At 59.5% G+C, this 17,805-nt stretch carries 15 protein-coding genes; 1 reads left to right on the top strand and 14 read right to left on the bottom strand.

Annotation, left to right across the window (positions count from 1 at the left end; all coding sequences use genetic code 11):
* Positions 1-57 precede the first annotated feature (57 nt).
* The 14 genes from HNQ99_RS09195 to HNQ99_RS09130 form a co-directional block, all read right to left on the bottom strand.
* Positions 58-1,002 carry a GAF domain-containing protein gene (locus tag HNQ99_RS09195; protein WP_246414830.1) on the bottom strand — a complete coding sequence of 315 codons (945 nt, stop codon included), beginning with the start codon at positions 1,000-1,002 and terminating at the stop codon, positions 58-60.
* A 109-nt stretch (positions 1,003-1,111) separates the two neighbouring features.
* Entirely contained in the window at positions 1,112-1,912 is an 801-nt protein-coding gene (locus HNQ99_RS09190; protein ID WP_184475357.1) for an aldolase/citrate lyase family protein, read from the bottom strand.
* 46 nt (positions 1,913-1,958) lie between these two features.
* A complete protein-coding gene (locus HNQ99_RS09185) occupies positions 1,959-2,816 on the bottom strand; it encodes an SMP-30/gluconolactonase/LRE family protein (protein ID WP_184475356.1) in 858 nt (285 codons plus the stop codon).
* A complete protein-coding gene (locus tag HNQ99_RS09180; RefSeq protein WP_184475355.1) occupies positions 2,816-4,633 on the bottom strand; it encodes an IlvD/Edd family dehydratase in 1,818 nt (605 codons plus the stop codon). Before HNQ99_RS09180 ends, HNQ99_RS09185 begins: the two co-directional genes overlap by 1 nt.
* A 124-nt stretch (positions 4,634-4,757) precedes the next feature.
* A complete protein-coding gene (locus HNQ99_RS09175) occupies positions 4,758-5,513 on the bottom strand; it encodes an SDR family oxidoreductase (RefSeq protein ID WP_184475354.1) in 756 nt (251 codons plus the stop codon).
* A 290-nt stretch (positions 5,514-5,803) separates the two neighbouring features.
* Positions 5,804-6,205: a winged helix-turn-helix transcriptional regulator gene (locus tag HNQ99_RS09170; protein ID WP_221232638.1), complete on the bottom strand. Its 402-nt coding sequence runs from the start codon at positions 6,203-6,205 to the stop codon at positions 5,804-5,806.
* 287 nt (positions 6,206-6,492) lie between these two features.
* Entirely contained in the window at positions 6,493-7,335 is an 843-nt protein-coding gene (locus tag HNQ99_RS09165) for an alpha/beta fold hydrolase (protein ID WP_184475352.1), read from the bottom strand.
* Positions 7,336-7,941: 606 nt separating this feature from the next.
* Entirely contained in the window at positions 7,942-8,172 is a 231-nt protein-coding gene (locus HNQ99_RS09160) for a type IV toxin-antitoxin system AbiEi family antitoxin domain-containing protein (protein WP_184475351.1), read from the bottom strand.
* A gap of 129 nt (positions 8,173-8,301) precedes the next feature.
* Positions 8,302-9,246 (bottom strand): acetyl-CoA carboxylase carboxyltransferase subunit alpha, encoded by a 945-nt coding sequence (locus HNQ99_RS09155; RefSeq protein WP_184475350.1) that lies wholly within the window; start codon positions 9,244-9,246, stop codon positions 8,302-8,304.
* An 11-nt stretch (positions 9,247-9,257) separates the two neighbouring features.
* Complete coding sequence (locus HNQ99_RS09150; protein WP_184475349.1) at positions 9,258-10,154, bottom strand: tyrosine recombinase; 897 nt, start codon at positions 10,152-10,154, stop codon at positions 9,258-9,260.
* 36 nt (positions 10,155-10,190) lie between these two features.
* Positions 10,191-12,857, bottom strand: coding sequence for a pyruvate, phosphate dikinase (gene ppdK, locus HNQ99_RS09145; protein WP_184475348.1), 2,667 nt, complete (start codon positions 12,855-12,857; stop codon positions 10,191-10,193).
* A gap of 93 nt (positions 12,858-12,950) precedes the next feature.
* Complete coding sequence (gene glyS, locus HNQ99_RS09140) at positions 12,951-15,275, bottom strand: glycine--tRNA ligase subunit beta (RefSeq protein WP_184475347.1); 2,325 nt, start codon at positions 15,273-15,275, stop codon at positions 12,951-12,953.
* Positions 15,268-15,780: an endonuclease domain-containing protein gene (locus HNQ99_RS09135; RefSeq protein ID WP_246414827.1), complete on the bottom strand. Its 513-nt coding sequence runs from the start codon at positions 15,778-15,780 to the stop codon at positions 15,268-15,270. The genes glyS and HNQ99_RS09135 overlap by 8 nt, the downstream gene beginning before the upstream one ends.
* Positions 15,750-16,628, bottom strand: a complete 879-nt coding sequence (locus HNQ99_RS09130; protein ID WP_221232649.1) for a glycine--tRNA ligase subunit alpha — start codon at positions 16,626-16,628, stop codon at positions 15,750-15,752. The genes HNQ99_RS09135 and HNQ99_RS09130 overlap by 31 nt, the downstream gene beginning before the upstream one ends.
* Positions 16,629-16,783: 155 nt before the next feature.
* On the opposite strand from HNQ99_RS09130, the gene HNQ99_RS09125 reads away from it, so the two are divergent.
* Positions 16,784-17,698: a TraB/GumN family protein gene (locus HNQ99_RS09125; protein ID WP_184475345.1), complete on the top strand. Its 915-nt coding sequence runs from the start codon at positions 16,784-16,786 to the stop codon at positions 17,696-17,698.
* Positions 17,699-17,805 lie beyond the last annotated feature (107 nt).

The raw sequence follows: 17,805 nt of genomic DNA, 5'->3' as shown, positions 1-17,805 counted from the left end.
AGGGGCGGGACCCTGCAAGGCGGTCGTTGTGTCTCAGCATTGAGACACTATTCCAAACTATTGACGCAAGCCTGCATGTCGCATCCGCCGATAGAAAGTCGCGCGGGACACTCCAAGCTGTTGGGCTGCTTGCGTCGCGTTGCCCCCAGCCTTCGCCAACGCCTGGCGAATGACCCTCTGCTGACTATCCTCGAACGAAAGACTCTGGTTTAGTCCGATCACCTGAACGACCGGTTGGGGGCGAGCAATCATCTGGTCAGTTATGTCAAGGCGTAGACGCGCAGCTCGTGACGCGCCAATGACCAGATCGTCAGCATCAACCGCCAGTAATTCCGTACCAATGCTGGCCTCCGCCAGAAAGATTACGCGAGAATCATCGAAATGCCGACAGAAATAGTCCCGCTCGATGCGACGCGCCGCTTCTCGTACAATGCCCCCGATCATCTCTGCCATGGCGGAACCGTGATCCAGCCGGCAGCTTGTTACGTCGATGGCGCCCACGAGGCGTCCCGTCGGGTCAAAGATCGGTGCATCAATACAGCTGATGTCGATATTGCGTTGATAGAAATGCTGACCCTTGTGGATGATCACCGGTCTGGCTTCCAGAAGGCATGTGCCGATTCCGTTGGTCCCTTCGATAGCCTCGGACCATTGCGAGCCCTCGACCAAGCCGGAGGAAGCAAAATGATCAGCGTCGCCTGCCGCGACGCGGCCCTCGAGAATGATGCCATCCGCGTTGGTCAGAGCAACACCGCAGCCTGATCGACCGACCGACCTTGAAATTTCGTCGAGAACCGGGCGGGCGGCCAAGAGGAAGGAGGAGTGCAAATCGCGCAATTCATGCAGCTTGCGCTCGCCGATGAGTTCGCGCGGCCGCGTGGCGGCGGGATCAAGACCATGATGCAGCGCCGAGCGGAACCAGGAGGCCTTTACCGACGAAAGGGCAGCTGCGTTCGGTGTCTGCAATGTATCCAGAACGATATCGACGTGATTCGCCGCCATGCCCATCATTTTCTCTCCGACCGAACACTATGACATATTGGTGATATGTGTCCCAATAATCTTTCCGGAACCCAAGCCAAAATCGACCAGTGCCCCCACAAATACTAGATCAATATGTTGCTTGTGATGTTGTTAGGTCCGCCGCGCCGCCGCGCCCATAGCGCGCGCTTAGCGTGCGAAGAGCTCTGCTGAGTTCTGCGACGTCAGCACCGACAGCGACAAAGGTCGCCCCCTGATCAATGAAATTCTTGTTCAGTTTTTCGTCGAACGTCAAAATTCCGGCGGGTCTGTTTGCCATCCGGATCTTCTTGATCGCGTTGCCGATTGCAGAGAGCACAATTTCACTATCAAAAGCACCCCCCATATCCGCCGCCAAATCCGCTGGGCCGATAAATATGCCGTCGATGCCTTTAACGCGGGATATGCGTTCAATGTCGGCCAAAGCGCGCTTGGTTTCCACTTGAATCAGCAAGCATATTTCACTTTCGGCGATATCGACATAATTGGAAATAGCGCCGAATTGGGAGGCCCTGGCGGTCATCGCCCCCATTCCGCGGTCGCCCTTGGGCGGATATCGAACGGATCTGACGAGTTCTTCGGCCTCCTCCGCCGAGTTCACCATGGGGATAAGGAGCGTGCGAGCCCCGATGTCCAGCATCTGCTTGATCATCCATTTTTCACCTACGGGCAGCCTGACGACAGCCTCGGCATCAGATGATTCCAGGACCTGGAGTTGAGCAAGGATGCTTTTGAGGTCGTTGGGTCCGTGCTCCCCATCAATGACCAGCCAGTCAAATCCAGCGTGTCCCGCGACATCCGCCAAATAGGGCTCGCCCGTCGAAAGCCACAGGCCGATTTGAATTTGCCCCTGCTTCAGGCCGGCTTTGAATCTGTTCGGCTTGTGCACCATGCTTTATGCTCCATCTTTTCTCAGGCACATATCAGGACGTCGCACGTTATCCGCCGAACTTGAGCGTAGGCAGTCCCCGGCAACCGGGATCGACCTCGAACAGCGCTCCGCCATGCTCTTCCGATACATTTTCGGCGGCGGAGGTGACGAACATGCGATCCAGATCCGCTCCTGCGAACACCATACTGGTGATCTGCGAGGCTGGAAGCCTGATCGCTCGCTCGCGGCGTCCATCGGGATCGAAGCGACTGACCTGTCCGGTTCCCCAATGCGCTACCCAAAGGCATCCATCGGCGTCGAATGTCATGCCATCGGGAAGCCCCCAATCCTCATCGAAAATGATGTGGGGCTTACGTGGTCCGAGGCTACCATCACTATGGATGTCGATGCGGTAGATTATCCGTTCCATGGTGTCTGTGTGGAACATCATGGCGTCGGCGCGATCGATCGCAGGGCCATTGGGGATGGTATAAGGGCCGTCAACCCTGGCACAATTACGATCGGGGTCGAGGCGGTAAAGAGAGCCACTGGCACCGGCGCCCCGCCAATCGAAGGGCATGGTCCCGCACCAGATCCGCCCATGGGAATCCGCTTTAGCATCGTTCATGCGATTGCCGGGCTTGTCCGGCTCTGGATCGTGGAACGGCCTGAGGTCGAAGGGATCGAGATCGAGATCGGCAAACCCGCTGGCGAGCCCGACGAGGAGCCCCGGATGATTTGCGCGCTCTATCACCCATCCGATTGCTTCGGGCATATTCCAGCCCGTCACGGTTCCGTCCTCGAGAGATAGTCGATTGAGGCGCTTGCCGAGAATGTCGGTCCAAAAAACGGCGTTACGTTCTTCGGACCAGATTGGTCCCTCGCCCAATACAGAATGTCCGCTGCCGGGCACGACTGTAACCATCAGTGATTCTCCCGTGGCAATCCTTTTTCGGCGATGCGTTGATATTTGACCGCAAGTTCGATCACCGCGCCGCCGTCGAATTGTCCGACGGTCTGCCTATGGATCTCCTGCCATGGCGTCTGCGAGGCGACCACTTGGTAAGGGGTTGCGTCCTGCGCCGCCCGGCGGCGTTCGAGTTCCTCGTCCGAAATGAGCATGTCGACGCGTTTGCTTTTCAAGTCGACACGAATGCGATCGCCAGTCTCCAGTAGCGCAAGCCCGCCGCCCACGGCAGCTTCGGGCGCCGCATTCAGGATCGATGGACTGCCGCTTGTGCCCGACTGGCGCCCGTCCCCTATGCACGGCAGGGCATGGACACCCGCCTGGATCAACGCCGCCGGAGGCCCCATGTTGACCACCTCCGCTCCGCCTGGATAGCCAATTGGACCCGCGCCGCGCATGATCAGAATGGTGCGAGCATCAACATTGGTTGCAGGATCGTTGATCCGGGCATGATAGTCCTCCGGGCCATCGAAGACGAGCGCAGTGCCGACAAAGGCGTCCGGATCGTCGGCGTCGCTGAGGTAGCGCCCTCTGAATTCCTCGGAGATGACCGAAAGCTTCATCACCGCTGCGTCGAATACATTGCCGGACAGCACAGTAAGCCCGGCGTCCATCTTGAGCGGCTGATCTATTGGCCGGATCACATCGGTATCATAGACCTCCGCGGCCGCGATATTTTCGCCGATGGTACGGCCGTTGACGGTCAGCACGCTTTCGTCGATCAGCCCGACGGAGCGCAGCTGACCCATGACCGCCGGCACCCCACCGGCACGATAAAAGTCTTCGCCAAGATACTCGCCTGCCGGCTGGAGATTGACGATCAGCGGCACCTTGGCGCCATATTCCTCCCAGTCCGCCAGCGTCAGTTCGACACCTATGTGCCGGGCAATCGCGTTCAGATGGATGGGTGCATTGGTCGATCCGCCAATCGCTGAATTGACGCGGATTGCGTTCAGGAATGCAGCCCGTGTCAGAATATCCGAGGGTTTGCGATCGGCGTGGACCATGTCAACGATCGTGCGCCCGGTTTCCCACGCGCATTGTTGACGATCTCGATGCGGTGCGGGAATTGCGGCGGAGCCGGGAAGCGACATGCCGAGTGCCTCGCAAAGCGAGTTCATCGTCGTCGCTGTGCCCATCGTGTTGCAATATCCCGTCGACGGCGCGGAGGACGCCACCAGTTCGACAAACCCTTTGTAGTCGATCTTGCCCTGCGCCAGCGCCTCGCGCGCCTGCCAGGCGACCGTGCCCGAGCCGGTGCGCCGCCCCTTGAAATTACCGTTCAGCATCGGCCCGACCGAAAGCGCGATCGCCGGGATATTCATCGTGGCCGCCGCCATCAGGCATGCGGGAGTCGTCTTGTCACAGCCTATGGTGAGCACGACGCCATCAATGGGATAGCCGTGGAGTACTTCGACCAGGCCAAGATAGGCAAGGTTCCGATCTATACCGGGCGTCGGGCGCCTGCCCGTTTCCTGAATCGGATGGATCGGGAATTCGAGCGGAATGCCCCCTGCTTCGCGAATGCCTTGTTTAACGCGATCCGCCAGAACGACATGATGCCGGTTGCAGGGGACGAGATCGCTTCCCGACTGGGCAATCCCGATGATCGGGCGATCCGACTGCAGCTCCTCAAGGCTCAATCCGAAATTCAGATAGCGCTCGATATAAAGCGCTGTCATTTCCGGGTTGGAGGGATTGTCGAACCATGCCCGCGAACGCAGGTTGCTCAGATGTCGCGGTCGATAATGATCATCCCCGGATGGATGTGTCATTGTGCGGGCCTTTGATTTGGCAACGGCAAGGCCGTCGGGTAGTAATGCGGCGGCAAATGTTGAAGTTTAGCTGACGGGTTCAGCCCAGAGGCTGACCTGCGGACAGGTAAGCGCTTCAGATCCATCAGGAGAAGATCATGCCGCCATCCATGATCACAGTCTGGCCGCTCATGTAATCGGACTCGGGCGATGCAAAGAAGGATGCGAGCTTTGCTACGTCTTCAGGCTGCTGCGCGCGACCAAGCGGAATTGTCGGGACAATATGATCGAACAGATCGCGAGCAGTATCCCAGAGCGGGGTATCAACGACGCCGGGCGCGTAGGCGTTGGCGGTGATGCCATACTTCGCAAAGGCCTGCGCTGCGGCCTGGGTAAGGCCGCGCACGGCCCATTTGCTACACGCATAAGCCGGCAAAATATCCGTCGCGCGAAAGGCATTCTGGGAGGCCGCAGCGATCAGCTTTCCGCCATGACCCTCGGCGATCATTTGGCGCGCAGCCGCCTGCCAGGTCAGGAACACCCCTTTGGTGTTGACGGCGAAGGCCTGGTCCCAGGATTCCGCCGTGATATCGAGGAAGTTCTCGATACGGGCAATCCCGGCATTCGCTACGGCCACGTCGATCCGGCCGAGCCCTTCGACCGTCGCCGCGACCATTCCGGCCACGGCCTGCGGATCCGTTACGTCGGCAACCACGGCGACGGCCTGCCGTCCAAGCGCCCTGATTTCCCCCACGCATTCCTCAACGCAGCCGATCGCCGATGGGATGTCATTGACTGCGACATCAAAGCCATCCTGCGCAAGCCGGAGAGCGATAGCCCGACCGATCCCACGAGAACCCCCGGTCACAAGGGCGACTCGGTTCGTTGAAGGTGCAGACATTTTAACTCCCCATCACATGCCCGGCCCCATTCTGGGCCCTCCATATGTGGAGTAAATTAGTGGGTTTGAAAACACAACCATTAAAATTGATATATTGCGATGCTATGGATGTTTCGATCTTCGCACCAGCTTCTAGATTGCCTTGCACAATACGCGAACCACCCGCCGTTCGTCCCGAGCGAAGTCGAGGGACCATGCCGAGCTCATCGAGGCTTCTCGGCTACGCTCGAAGGGGTGTCTCGACTTCGCTCGACACGGACGGAATATGATCACATCTAATGCAGCCCGCTCTAAACGCCGTCCTCGACAACGCACGGCGCTATGCTGTCTGCCGAGAGGCGCGCTCCACATCCTTTGCAACGCACTTCAGCCTCCAATTCAGCCCCACAGCCATGCCGGAAACGCGCGATATGCTCCGGATCGCTTCTCATGAAGCGATCGCCCCATTCGCGAATGGCATGCATGATACCACATAGCTGCTCGCCTGCGTCAGTAAGGTGATATTCATAGCGCGCCGGCCGCTCCTGATAAAGCTCGCGGCGAACGACGCCGCCCGCCTCAAGAGACTTCAAGCGAGCGGCCAATATGTCGCGTGGCGCTCCTGTGTTGAATGCGATATCGTCAAACCTCAACTGGCCAAAGCTTATCTCGCGAAGGGCCACCATCGCCCATTTCTGCCCGAGCAACTTCATGGCTGCGTCGATCGAACAGTCTCGGGGCTGGGGAATGCGTGGGTTTCTCATGTCGGCAACATAAGTTTTCCGTGAAGCGCTTGCAACGGTCTTGGCAACCGCCTCGCCAAGGCAACAACGCCGCGGTCCAAATATCTGCCGAGTCTGAGGCTGAAGCCAGTATCCGGCTGAAGTCGGAGGGTTTGCTCCTCATCGGGGACTCCAAATGGTAGCGCCGTGGTCAGGGACTGGACCACGGTGCGGTGGTCCAGATTGCCGCAGCAACTTCTGTACGCGGAGCTTTCGGTTCATTTCAGAAAATCAAGAATGATCTTTCCAAAGTCTTCGTAGTGCGGGAAGAGAAATCCATGACCTCCGTCTCCGTAGATGACCGTGGTCACATTCTTCATGCGCTTGGCCATTGCGAACGAGTGTTCCGATGGCACCATTACGTCGTGCGCGCCATTGGCCACGAGGACAGGCACTTGGATTTCCTCAAGGCGGTCCCATGCTGCGTCTTCACCCCCCATGAATTTCATGCAGGCTCCTAGCTGACGACCCCATGCTTCGGCCGTCACGTCCGCCTGCGACTCGAGCAAGCGGGTATCCAGCCGGCGAAGTGATTCCAGTCCGAGACGGCGTCCTTCTTCATGTTCCCCGAAAAACAGAAAGATATAATCTTCATCGGTACTAGTCGGCGACGTCATCACGTCGAACACACGCTGGTTTGGCTCCTGCGGATCAGGGAGACCGCCTGGCGTGCTGCCCAGGACGAGGGCACGCCGCACGGCGGCAGGATAGTTTAGCGTCGTGAGCAGCGCCGTCATACCGCCCATCGACCAACCGAGGAGGTCGACCTGTTCAATGCCCAGAGCGTTCAGAAAGTCCATGACGCCATCCGCTGCACCCGCGATCGTGTCGGGAACCTCTCCCGTGCTCGCGCCCACGCCGGCATTGTCGAAAATGATTACACGCCTCTCGGAAGCGAGAACTTCCAGGAAAGCCGGGTCCCAATGATCCAATGTCCCCCTGAAGCGCTGCAGGAGAAGGAGCGGCGGCGCCGAATTATTGGCGCCAAAATCGCGGTAGGCGAAAGTTGCCGATTTACCTTTGATCTTGAGCGTCTCGACTGTGTCTGAAACATAGTTCATTCAAGCATCCTTCCGCGCAGCGGGTTTGAGTTTCCAACCCGCTAAAAAGCACAAGTCCATTACCCTGTCAATCAACGCGCCAAGTCGGGATTGCATCGCCCGGCAAAGCGGAACCAGACGGCCTATTGCTCTACAATACCTTTATATGGGGCAACTGGGCTTCTACGCTCCGGTGGCCTGTTTATCCGGCGTACCGGCCGCGGGGTGTGACGGCGCTGCGCACAACCGTTCGTGGCAATCCTGTGGTATGGCGCAGTCGCGCTTTCGGGCGATGACGACCCCCAGGTCAAACTACTGTCGTTCATAATCAATGGTGAGAGCGATAGCGCGACGATTACGGGCCACGTTGAGGATGGCGGTGGCGTCGTGTCGGCGCGGCATTCCCAGAGCGTCTCGGCGTCGCGCCAGCGGATCCCGAAGAAGCATCGCTCTTCTGGCTCGAGGAGAATGGCGATCGTGCCTATCCGGCTTTTCAGTTGTCCAAGGAAGGTCGCCCGGCACGGAAATCCGAACGGTATCAGCGCACCGATTTTGCGCCATAGCCTCTACTTGCGCGATCTGCGCGACGCGGTCTTGCCAACGCGTGGAACACGAATCAGGCTCAAGTTATGCCGCATCGCGCGCGGCGGCGCGATAGAGTCCGTGACTGACCTTGATGAGCAGACCCTCATCGCACATCCGGGTCAGGTAGCAGCGGGGAATGCCAATGTCTGACAGATCATGCGTTCGCACTACCCCTCGTTGCCGGGCGAGCGCGACAGCCTGTTCCCTCAACGACGGCTTCGGTCCGCCGGAAAGGCGAAGGGCTTCCGCGCAATCACGGTCGCGCTTGCGCATTCTTGTCGGTTGTGGCGTCGGCTGGCGTAGGGCGATGGCGAATTCGTAGTTCTCAGTTTCGTCGACCCAGGGGAGCCACTATTTCAAGGCCTGTCCCGGACAGGCTTTTTTACATGAAACTCCTCGAGCTTAAGCGCCCATCGCCAGGAACTTTTCCTGCCGCGCTACCCGCAGCTTGTCCGGCTTCAATGCGGAAAGCTGTTCCAACTCCTGGGTGATGGCGTCGCCCAATGATTGGATAGCCGCCGCGGGATTGCGATGCGCCCCGCCTACAGGTTCCTTGACAATCCGGTCGATGACCCCAAGCCGCAACAGGTCCGACGCAGTCACTTGCATTGCGGTCGCAGCGTCGCTTGCTTTCTCGGCCGTTCGCCAGAGGATGGAGGCACATCCTTCTGGTGAGATCACGGAATAGACGGCATGTTCGAACATCAGGACCCGGTTTGCCGCCGCCAATGCGACCGCGCCGCCAGAGCCACCCTCGCCCACCACGGCCGCAATCATCGGAACGCCCAACGCCAGGCATTGTTCGGTTGAGCGAGCGATCGCTTCAGCCTGACCGCGTTCCTCCGCCTGCACTCCCGGGAATGCGCCCGATGTGTCGACCAATGTGACAACCGGCAGTCCGAAACGATCCGCGAGTTGCATCAGCCGAATGGCTTTGCGATAGCCTTCGGGCTTACCCATGCCGAAATTATGCTTCAAGCGGCTGGTTGTATCGTCGCCTTTTTCATGGCCGATCACCATCAGCCGACGCTGGCCCATGCGAGCGAAACCGCCAATTATCGCCTGATCATCCGAAAAAGCGCGGTCGCCCGCCAAAGGCATGAACTCGTCAAATATCCCTGCGATATAATGTTTGAAGTGCGGCCGTTCCGGGTGGCGCGCCACTTGCGTCTTTTGCCAGGGCGTCAGCTTTGCGTAGGTGTCCGCCAGCATCTTTTCCGAGCGGGCCTGAAGCCGCTGAATTTCCGCATCTATATCGAGCGAGCCCTCATTGGCCGTTTCGCGGAGTTCCGCTACGCGAGCCTGGAGTGCCGCTATCGGTTTTTCGAAATCGAGAAAGCTTACCATGGGCGATGGCGTTAAGGCGCTCCGCGCTTAAGGTCAACGAGAGGATGGCGCGCATTTACAAGTTCGATCAGACGACGGCTATCGACATGCGTGTAGATTTGCGTTGTCCCGATATCGGCATGTCCAAGCATGGTCTGCAACGCCCGCAAGTCCGCGCCTCCCTCCAGCAGGTGCGTCGCGAAAGCGTGGCGCAGGACATGGGGGCTGACCCGCTGAGGGGGGATACCCACCATCGCCGCCAACTCCTTCACCAGCTGATAAAGGCGAATGCGGGAGAGATGGCTCTTTCCCGAAGGAAAAAGCCAGGGGGCATCCGTCGACACATGCTCCGCCCACCGAGCGACTGCAGCACGAGCGCGATCGGAAATCGGCACCAAGCGTTCACGCCCCCCTTTGCCGCTAAGGATCAGGAATGGCCGGTCGGGGGCCACGGCCTGACGCGGAAGCGAAACCAGTTCGGTAGCGCGCATCCCGGACCCGTAAAGCAGCTCCATCAACGCGGATAGTCGAAGGTCCAGCGGGGAAGGAACGGCAATGTTCGTCCGCTCCTCCAATTCCGCAAATATCCAGTCCAGTTCCTCCCGGCTCAATATCCTGGGAAGCGGCCTTTGCTGCGCTGGCCGCGGCAGAGCAACGGAGGGATCATCCTCCCGCAATCCCTCTTCCTGGAGGAAGGCGTAGAAACGCCGAAGCGCCGATGCCTTGCGGGCCGCGCTGGCAGGAGCAAGCTGGGCCCATTCGCCACTAAGTCCCGATAGCTGCGCCGACCCTGCGGTTGCCAGGCCGCCGGGGAGAAAGGCGGAGGCCATCAGCAGGTCCGTTTGATATGCGAGCAAGGTGTTACGGGCAGCTCCACGCTCGGCGGCCATCATCTCCAGAAACCGGTCGATGAGAGCGCGGTCGTTCATCGACTCAGCCGACCACCGATCGCGCGCAACGGCGTTTCAGCCCCGCGCCTTCAACGCCGCCTGCGCAGCCGCAAGTCGAGCGATGGGGACGCGATAAGGCGACGCGCTCACATAATCGAGTTCGATCGCCTCACAAAAGGCAATGGAGGCTGGGTCGCCGCCATGTTCACCGCATATGCCAAGCTTGATGCCCGACCGAGTGGCCCTGCCCCGTTCGGCAGCAAGTTCAATGAGTTGGCCCACGCCTTCAATATCCAGACTGACGAAAGGATCGCGGGGGAAAATCCCCTTGTCCACATATTGGGTCAGGAACCGGCCGGCGTCATCGCGGCTGATCCCGATAGTGGTTTGGGTCAGGTCATTGGTGCCGAAAGAGAAAAATTCACCCACCTCAGCAATTTCGCCAGCCTTCAATGCCGCGCGTGGCAGCTCGATCATGGTGCCGACCAGATATTCGACCTTTCGGCCTTTTTCCGCGAACACCGCTTCAGCAGCCTTGTCGACCACGGCCTTCATAAGCTCCAGCTCTTTCCGGGTGGCGACGAGCGGTATCATGACTTCCGGGATCGGCGCTTCGCCCGATTCGATGGCGACGTCGATTGCCGCCTCGAAAATGGCCCGCGCCTGCATCTCGTAGATTTCAGGATAAGTAACGCCCAGGCGGCAGCCGCGATGGCCGAGCATGGGATTGAATTCGTGCAGCTCGGCGGCGCGGCGCTTCAACGCCTCGACGCCGACGCCGGCGGCTTCGGCCACTTCCGCAAACTCCGCCTCGCCATGAGGGAGAAATTCGTGCAGCGGCGGATCGAGCAAACGAATGGTGACGGGAAGGCCCGCCATCACGCGGAAGATCTCGGTAAAATCGCTGCGCTGTTCCGGCAACAGCTTGGCGAGCGCCTCCCGCCTGCCCTTTTCCGTGTCGGCCAGGATCATCTGGCGGACGGCAGTAATGCGTGCAGCGTCGAAGAACATATGCTCGGTGCGGCAAAGGCCGACACCCTCAGCGCCGAATTCCCGCGCGGTGCGGCAATCCAGCGGCGTTTCAGCATTGGCGCGTATCTTCAGGCGGCGTACCTTGTCAGCCCACACCATCAGCGTACCGAAATCGCCCGCGAGTTCCGGCTGAACCGTCGGAACCTCGCCCGCCATGACTTCGCCGGTGCTGCCGTCGATCGTGATGGTATCGCCCTCCACAAGCCTGCGACCGCCAACATTGAGCACGCCGCTGCGCGCATCGATGGAAAGGCCGCCTGCACCAGAAACGCAGGGACGCCCCATGCCGCGAGCGACCACGGCCGCATGTGACGTCATGCCTCCGCGCGCTGTCAGGATACCCTTGGCCGCGTGCATCCCGTGAATATCTTCCGGGCTGGTTTCGATGCGGACAAGAATGACGGATTCACCGAGCTCCGCGCGACGCTCCGCAGCGTCAGCATCGAATACGATGATTCCGGAAGCCGCTCCTGGAGAGGCCGGGAGTCCCTTGGTCAGCACATCGCGAGGCGCATTGGGATCGAGCGTGGGATGGAGGAGCTGATCAAGCGCGGCTGGATCGACACGAGCGATGGCCTCTTCCTCCGAAATGAGTTCTTCATTGGCCATGTCCACCGCGATCTTCAGAGCCGCCTTGGCCGTGCGTTTGCCCGATCGGGTCTGAAGCATCCAGAGCTTGCCCTGCTGCACAGTGAACTCAATATCCTGCATGTCCCGGTAATGGGTTTCCAGGATGTGGAAGACCTTGGCGAGCTCGATATAGGTTTCCGGCATCGCCTCTTCCATGGACAAGGCCTTCGCCCCTGCCCGCTCACGCGCTTCCTTGGTCAGATATTGCGGTGTGCGGATACCGGCGACCACGTCTTCGCCCTGCGCGTTGATGAGGAACTCCCCATAATAGCAATTCTCACCCGTCGCCGGATCGCGCGTGAAGGCAACGCCGGTGGCGGAGGTGTCCCCCATATTGCCGAACACCATCGCCTGTACGTTGACCGCGGTGCCCCAATCGCCGGGGATATTGTTCAAACGACGATACACCTTGGCTCGGTCGGCCTGCCAACTGCCGAACACGGCGCTGATCGCGCCCCAAAGCTGATCATTCACATCCTGCGGGAAAGGCTTGTCCCACTGATCGGCCACAATCGCCTTATATTCTGAAACGAGCGCCTTCCAATGTTCAGCCCCCATCTCTGTATCGAGCGTGAAGCCATTATTTTCCTTGGCGATTTCCAGAGCCTCTTCAAAGGCTCCATGGTCGAGGCCAAGGACGACATCCGAATACATCTGGATGAAGCGACGGTAACTGTCCCAGGCGAAGCGTTCATCGCCCGAGGCCGAGGCCAGGCCCTGCACGGTTACGTCGTTGAGGCCAAGGTTGAGGACGGTGTCCATCATGCCTGGCATTGAAACGCGCGCGCCGGAGCGGACCGAGACGAGCAGCGGGTCGGTGGGGTCGCCAAAGCGCTTGCCGGTGACGCCTTCGATATGCGCGATGCCATTTCTTACTTCTTCGTGCAGGCTATCGGGATAGGTCTCGCCATCTTCATAATAGCGGGTGCACATTTCGGTCGTGATCGTGAAGCCTGGAGGGACCGGCAGGCCGATGGAGGCCATGCCGTCCAGATTGGCGCCCTTGCCGCCGAGCAAGTTCTTGTCGCCATTGCCCCCGTCGGAAACGTCGCCGCCGAACCGGTACACATATTTAGTCATTCTTCTCTTTCATCCTGCACTGATGATCGGGCTTTTGCCCCGAAGTTCACGCCGTTGCTGGGTCGATTTGCGTGGACCTGACTTGGCCGCCAATCAACCCTCAATTCTAGAAAAATCAGCCACTTCATGCACGGCATTACGAACACGCATGAGGAGGCCGAGCCTTGCCGTCCGCTTTGCCGGATCGGCATCATTCACCGTCACCTTGTCAAAGAAGGCGTCAATGGGCGCACGCAGCGAAGCGAGCGCCGACATCGCGCCTTCAAAATCCTCCGCACTAACCGCATCCGCCGCCCTAGGTTCCGCCACGTCCAGCGCGGCGATGAGGGCAGCTTCTTCATTTTCCGGGTCATAGGAAAGGGAAATTGCGGGTGAGCCGTCAAACTGTTCCTTTTTCAGGATATTCGCGGCGCGACGATAGCCGATGAGGAGGTTCGCACCATCCTCCGTGGCGATAAAGGATTGCAGCGCCTTTACGCGGGCGAGCAGGCGGACGAGGTCGTCCTCTCCGCCGAGGGCGAAAACGGCGTCGATGAGGTCGTGGCGGACACCTGCCTCGCGTTGCTGGACCTTGAGGCGGTCGGCGAAGAAGTCGCCTAAAAGGGAGACCGTCTTCACTACATTCACTTCAGTCTGTGGAGCCCAACTCACCCCATTTGCACTAGCCTTAACTTTCTGCCGTTCTTCTTGCGTCAGATCGCGATAGCCCCAAATCCATCGCTCTCCTTCCTCATTCTTAGAAGCGAGATTATCGAGCGCTTGAGCGACCACAGCACCCAAGGAAAAGCGCAGGCCCGATTTCTCGGTTAAGCTTTGCACACCAAGCATCGCTCGCCGCAGAGCGAAGGGATCTTTTGAGCCGGTTGGCAGCATGTCAGCAGCAAAAAATCCGACCAACGTATCCAACTTATCCGCCAGACTCACCGCCACCGTAACCGGATCGGTGGGGACGTCATCGCCCTGCCCGACCGGCTTGTAATGGTCGCGGATGGCGTTGGCGACTTCCTCCGGCAGGCCTTCGGCGCGGGCGTAATAGCCGCCCATAAGGCCTTGAAGTTCCGGGAATTCCCCGACCATTTCGGTGACGAGGTCGGCCTTGCAGAGGTAGGCGGCCTGTTCGGCGAGGTCGGCGAGTTCCTCCCCGCTATGGGGAGGGGGACCGCCAGCCAAAGGCTGGGGGTGGAGGGGGCTTTCGGCAGGCGCGGCGGTTTCTGAGGGCGCATTGAGAGCCGAGCCCCCTCCACCATCGCTACGCGATGGTCCCCCTCCCCGTGCCGGGGAGGATATGATCCCCTCTTCGACCAGCCATCTCGCCAGCTTCGCCACGCGGTCGACCTTGTCGGCTACCGTGCCCAGTTTTTCGTGGAAGACGATGCGGTCGAGCTTCTTCGCATGCTCCTCAAGCCTCGTCTTCCGGTCCTGTTCCCAGAAGAAACGAGCGTCGGAGAGGCGGGCCGCCAACACTTTCTGGTTGCCCGCGACAATCGCTTTGCCGCCGTCATGCGCGTCGATGTTTGCCGTGCAGATGAAGGCGGGCGCAAGCTTGCCGTTCGCATCCTGAACCGCGAAATATTTCTGGTTGGTGCGCATGGTGAGCTGGATCACCTCGGGCGGAACCTCAAGGAAAGCAGGGTCGAAATGGCCGAGCAACGGGATTGGCCACTCAGTAAGGCCTGCATTCTCCGCGACCAGCCCCTTGTCCTCGACCAGCGTCAGGCCAGCGACTTCCGCGGCTGATTTCGCCTTTTCTTCAATAAGTTGCTGGCGCTCCTTCTGATCCACGATTACATGGCACAGACGCAGCTTTTCCGCATAATCGCCCGCATTGCCGATGGTGATCTGGCCCGGATGATGGAAGCGGTGACCAACCGTGGCGTTGCCCGAACGGATGCCGTCGATCTGGCAGTCCACCACATTGTCGCCCAGCAGCGCGACGATGCCTTGCAGCGGGCGGACCCAGCGGAGGCTTTCGGTGGTCTGGCTCGATTTGCCCCAGCGCATCGATTTTGGCCAGGGAAAGGCCCGGATGATCGCCGGTATGATTTCCGCAATCACGTCCGCCGTTTGGCGACCGGGCTTTTCTATCACAGCGAAAAGGATCGCGTTGCCCTTATTATCCTCACGCATGACAAGTTGGTCACGGGTAAGGCCGGTGGAGCGGAGAAAGCCTTCGAGCGCCTGCGCCGGGGCGTCAGCGCGAGGGCCTTTGCGTTCTTCGGTCACCCCTTCGGTCTGAAGCGGAAGGTCGTGAGCGATCAGCGCAAGGCGGCGCGGCGTGACATAGCTCGTCAGCCGCTCGGCCTTCAGGCCCGCCTCGGCCAGTTTCTCCGTAAACATACGGGCAAGGTCTTCCGACGCCTTGGCCTGCATGCGGGCGGGGATTTCTTCCGAAAGGAGTTCGAGGAGGAAGTCAGTCATGACTTAATTCTCCTCCCCGGGCACGGGGAGGGGGACCGCCAGTCGCAGGCTGGTGGTGGAGGGGGCTGGCGGCAAACGTTGCGATGGCCGCAACGACCGCATCCATATTCTTCAAAATATCGGAAGCGGCAAATCGCAGCACCTTATACCCGTTCTCATTCAGAAAAAGGTCGCGGGAGGCGTCTCGCGCCGGCCGACCCCCCATATTATGTGCTTCACCATCCACCTCGATCACCAGACGCACAGGGCTGCAATAGAAATCGGCTATATAGCTGCCGGTGGGGTGCTGGCGGCGAAATTTTATCCCGAGCTGGCTAGCCCGCAAGCGCTGCCAGAGTAGCACTTCGGGCAGGCTCATTTCCCGGCGGAGTTTACGGGCTGTGTAGGTTTCGGGGCGACGCAGGGGAGGCGAGCCCCCTCCACCATGCTTTGCATGGTCCCCCTCCCCGTTCCGGGGAGGAACTTCGGCTCCCATCATTCCGCCCACCCGTTCTTCTGCATCCATGCCTCGCAACTGCCTTTGGCAAGATCGCGGACGCGGCCCATATAGGCGGCGCGTTCGGCAACGGAGATGACGCCGCGCGCTTGCAGCAGGTTGAAAATATGACTGGCTTCGATGGCCTGGTCATAGGCGGGTAGCGGCAATTCCTGCGCGATGCAGTTCTTGCACTCAGCTTCGGCATCGCGGAACCATTGGAACAGCTTTTCAGTGTCCGCGATCTCGAAATTCCATTTGGAGAACTGCTTCTCATTCTCCAGGAAAACTTCACCATAGGTGACGCCTTGATCGTTGAACCGCAGGTCATAGACGCTGTCGACGCCCTGAATATACATGGCGAGGCGTTCAAGGCCGTAGGTAAGTTCGCCCGCTACGGGCTTGCAATCAAAGCCGCCCATTTGCTGAAAATAGGTGAACTGCGTCACTTCCATGCCGTCGCACCAGACTTCCCAGCCCAGACCCCAGGCACCAAGCGTCGGGCTTTCCCAGTCATCCTCGACAAAGCGTATATCGTGCAGCAGCGGGTCGATGCCGATTTCCGCCAGGCTGCCCAGATAGAGTTGCTGCAGATCCGGCGGCGATGGCTTCATGATCACCTGATATTGGTAATAATGCTGAAGCCGATTGGGATTTTCGCCATAGCGTCCATCGGTCGGACGGCGGCTTGGCTGCACATAGGCGCAGTTCCAGCGATCAGGGCCCAGCGCGCGCAAAGTAGTCGCGGGATGGAAGGTCCCGGCGCCGACGCGCATGTCATAGGGTTGCAGAATCACACAGCCCTGTTTGCTCCAATAGGCATGGAGGGTGAGGATCAGGTCTTGAAAACTCAGGGGTTTATTGTCGCTCACCCGCATTCGCCTTCGCATCTGCAATAGAAATGACTTTTCGCGCGCCGCTTTGGCCCATGGCGGGCGGCGGGTCAAGAAGACCGGCCCAAAAGGCAAGATTTGGCTTGATAGTTGGAAGCCCGCCATGGAGAAGGACTCCCCATTGAATGGAGCCTTATATCATGCTGTTTCGCCTGCCCGCCTTTTTGCTGGCGCTTTCCTTTAGTCTTGCTGCCTGCGCGAACCCGCCGAGCAGCCGCCAGGGCACCGTCGATCTCGCCAGCGCCGATCCGGCGCTTTGGGTGGTGAAGGACGAGGATACGACCGTCTATCTTTTCGGCACGGTCCATGTCTTGAAGCCGGGAACGGTGTGGCTGGACGATGAAGTGGGGGCCGCCTTTGCCAAGGCGGATCGGCTGGTGCTGGAAATCGTCACTCCGGACCAAAGTGAAATGGCGCAGAAGGTCGCGATGATGGCGGTCGATCCTGCCGGCAAACCGTTGCGGGACAAGTTAGGTAAGGAGGCTTACGCGAAATATATTTCGGCTATGACGCAGGCCGGTATTTCCTGGCAACCCTTTGAACGGCTTAAACCCTGGATCGCGGCGATCACCCTGTCTCTCGCTCCGCTCGGGAAGCTTGGATATGATGACCAGCTGGGCGCGGAAAAAGTGCTGACCACGGCCGCGAAGGCGAGCGGCAAATCCATAGGTGCGCTCGAAACGCCCGAGCAGCAGCTTGGCTATTTCGATAGCCTGCCGGAGAAGCAGCAGGTCGCCTTTTTGAACGCGACAGTGGATGGCATGGCCGATGTCGAAAAGGACTTCACCAATCTGGTGAACAGCTGGGCGACCGGAAAGCCAGAGGCACTGGCGGACGAGATGAATGAATCGCTGGAAGCCACTCCCGATCTGGCGGAAACTCTGCTGTTTCAGCGCAACCGGAACTGGGCCGGACAAATACAGGCGATGCTGGAAAAGCCGGGAACCGTCTTCATCGCCGTCGGCGCCGGTCATCTTGCGGGCAAGAAAAGCGTGCAGGATTATCTGAAGAAGCGGGGCATTGTTACCGAGCGCGTACCGCATCATGAAGAGTAGCCGGCGATAAGGCCGACAAAATCGGGTCGTCACTCCCGCGAAGGCGGGAACGCTGGACGCAAGGCTGTGAGATGGATCCCTGCCTTCGCGGGATGACGACATTATAA

Origin of the sequence: Rhizorhapis suberifaciens (assembly GCF_014200045.1) — a bacterium.
Taxonomy (GTDB): domain Bacteria; phylum Pseudomonadota; class Alphaproteobacteria; order Sphingomonadales; family Sphingomonadaceae; genus Rhizorhapis; species Rhizorhapis suberifaciens.
This window is presented reverse-complemented; position numbering and strand designations above follow the sequence as displayed.

What these genes read in the sequence shown, in the direction of transcription:
- HNQ99_RS09190 (WP_184475357.1), bottom strand. Translation starts at nt 1,912, where the DNA reads ATGGTGCACAAGCCGAACAGATTCAAAGCCGGCCTGAAGCAGGGGCAA.
- HNQ99_RS09130 (WP_221232649.1), bottom strand. Translation starts at nt 16,628, where the DNA reads ATGCGGGTGAGCGACAATAAACCCCTGAGTTTTCAAGACCTGATCCTC.
- HNQ99_RS09170 (WP_221232638.1), bottom strand. Translation starts at nt 6,205, where the DNA reads ATGAAGTTGCTCGGGCAGAAATGGGCGATGGTGGCCCTTCGCGAGATA.
- HNQ99_RS09165 (WP_184475352.1), bottom strand. Translation starts at nt 7,335, where the DNA reads ATGAACTATGTTTCAGACACAGTCGAGACGCTCAAGATCAAAGGTAAA.
- HNQ99_RS09150 (WP_184475349.1), bottom strand. Translation starts at nt 10,154, where the DNA reads ATGAACGACCGCGCTCTCATCGACCGGTTTCTGGAGATGATGGCCGCC.
- HNQ99_RS09125 (WP_184475345.1), top strand. Translation starts at nt 16,784, where the DNA reads ATGCTGTTTCGCCTGCCCGCCTTTTTGCTGGCGCTTTCCTTTAGTCTT.
- HNQ99_RS09160 (WP_184475351.1), bottom strand. Translation starts at nt 8,172, where the DNA reads ATGCGCAAGCGCGACCGTGATTGCGCGGAAGCCCTTCGCCTTTCCGGC.
- HNQ99_RS09180 (WP_184475355.1), bottom strand. Translation starts at nt 4,633, where the DNA reads ATGACACATCCATCCGGGGATGATCATTATCGACCGCGACATCTGAGC.
- HNQ99_RS09155 (WP_184475350.1), bottom strand. Translation starts at nt 9,246, where the DNA reads ATGGTAAGCTTTCTCGATTTCGAAAAACCGATAGCGGCACTCCAGGCT.
- ppdK (WP_184475348.1), bottom strand. Translation starts at nt 12,857, where the DNA reads ATGACTAAATATGTGTACCGGTTCGGCGGCGACGTTTCCGACGGGGGC.
- HNQ99_RS09135 (WP_246414827.1), bottom strand. Translation starts at nt 15,780, where the DNA reads ATGGATGCAGAAGAACGGGTGGGCGGAATGATGGGAGCCGAAGTTCCT.
- HNQ99_RS09185 (WP_184475356.1), bottom strand. Translation starts at nt 2,816, where the DNA reads ATGGTTACAGTCGTGCCCGGCAGCGGACATTCTGTATTGGGCGAGGGA.
- HNQ99_RS09175 (WP_184475354.1), bottom strand. Translation starts at nt 5,513, where the DNA reads ATGTCTGCACCTTCAACGAACCGAGTCGCCCTTGTGACCGGGGGTTCT.
- HNQ99_RS09195 (WP_246414830.1), bottom strand. Translation starts at nt 1,002, where the DNA reads ATGGCGGCGAATCACGTCGATATCGTTCTGGATACATTGCAGACACCG.
- glyS (WP_184475347.1), bottom strand. Translation starts at nt 15,275, where the DNA reads ATGACTGACTTCCTCCTCGAACTCCTTTCGGAAGAAATCCCCGCCCGC.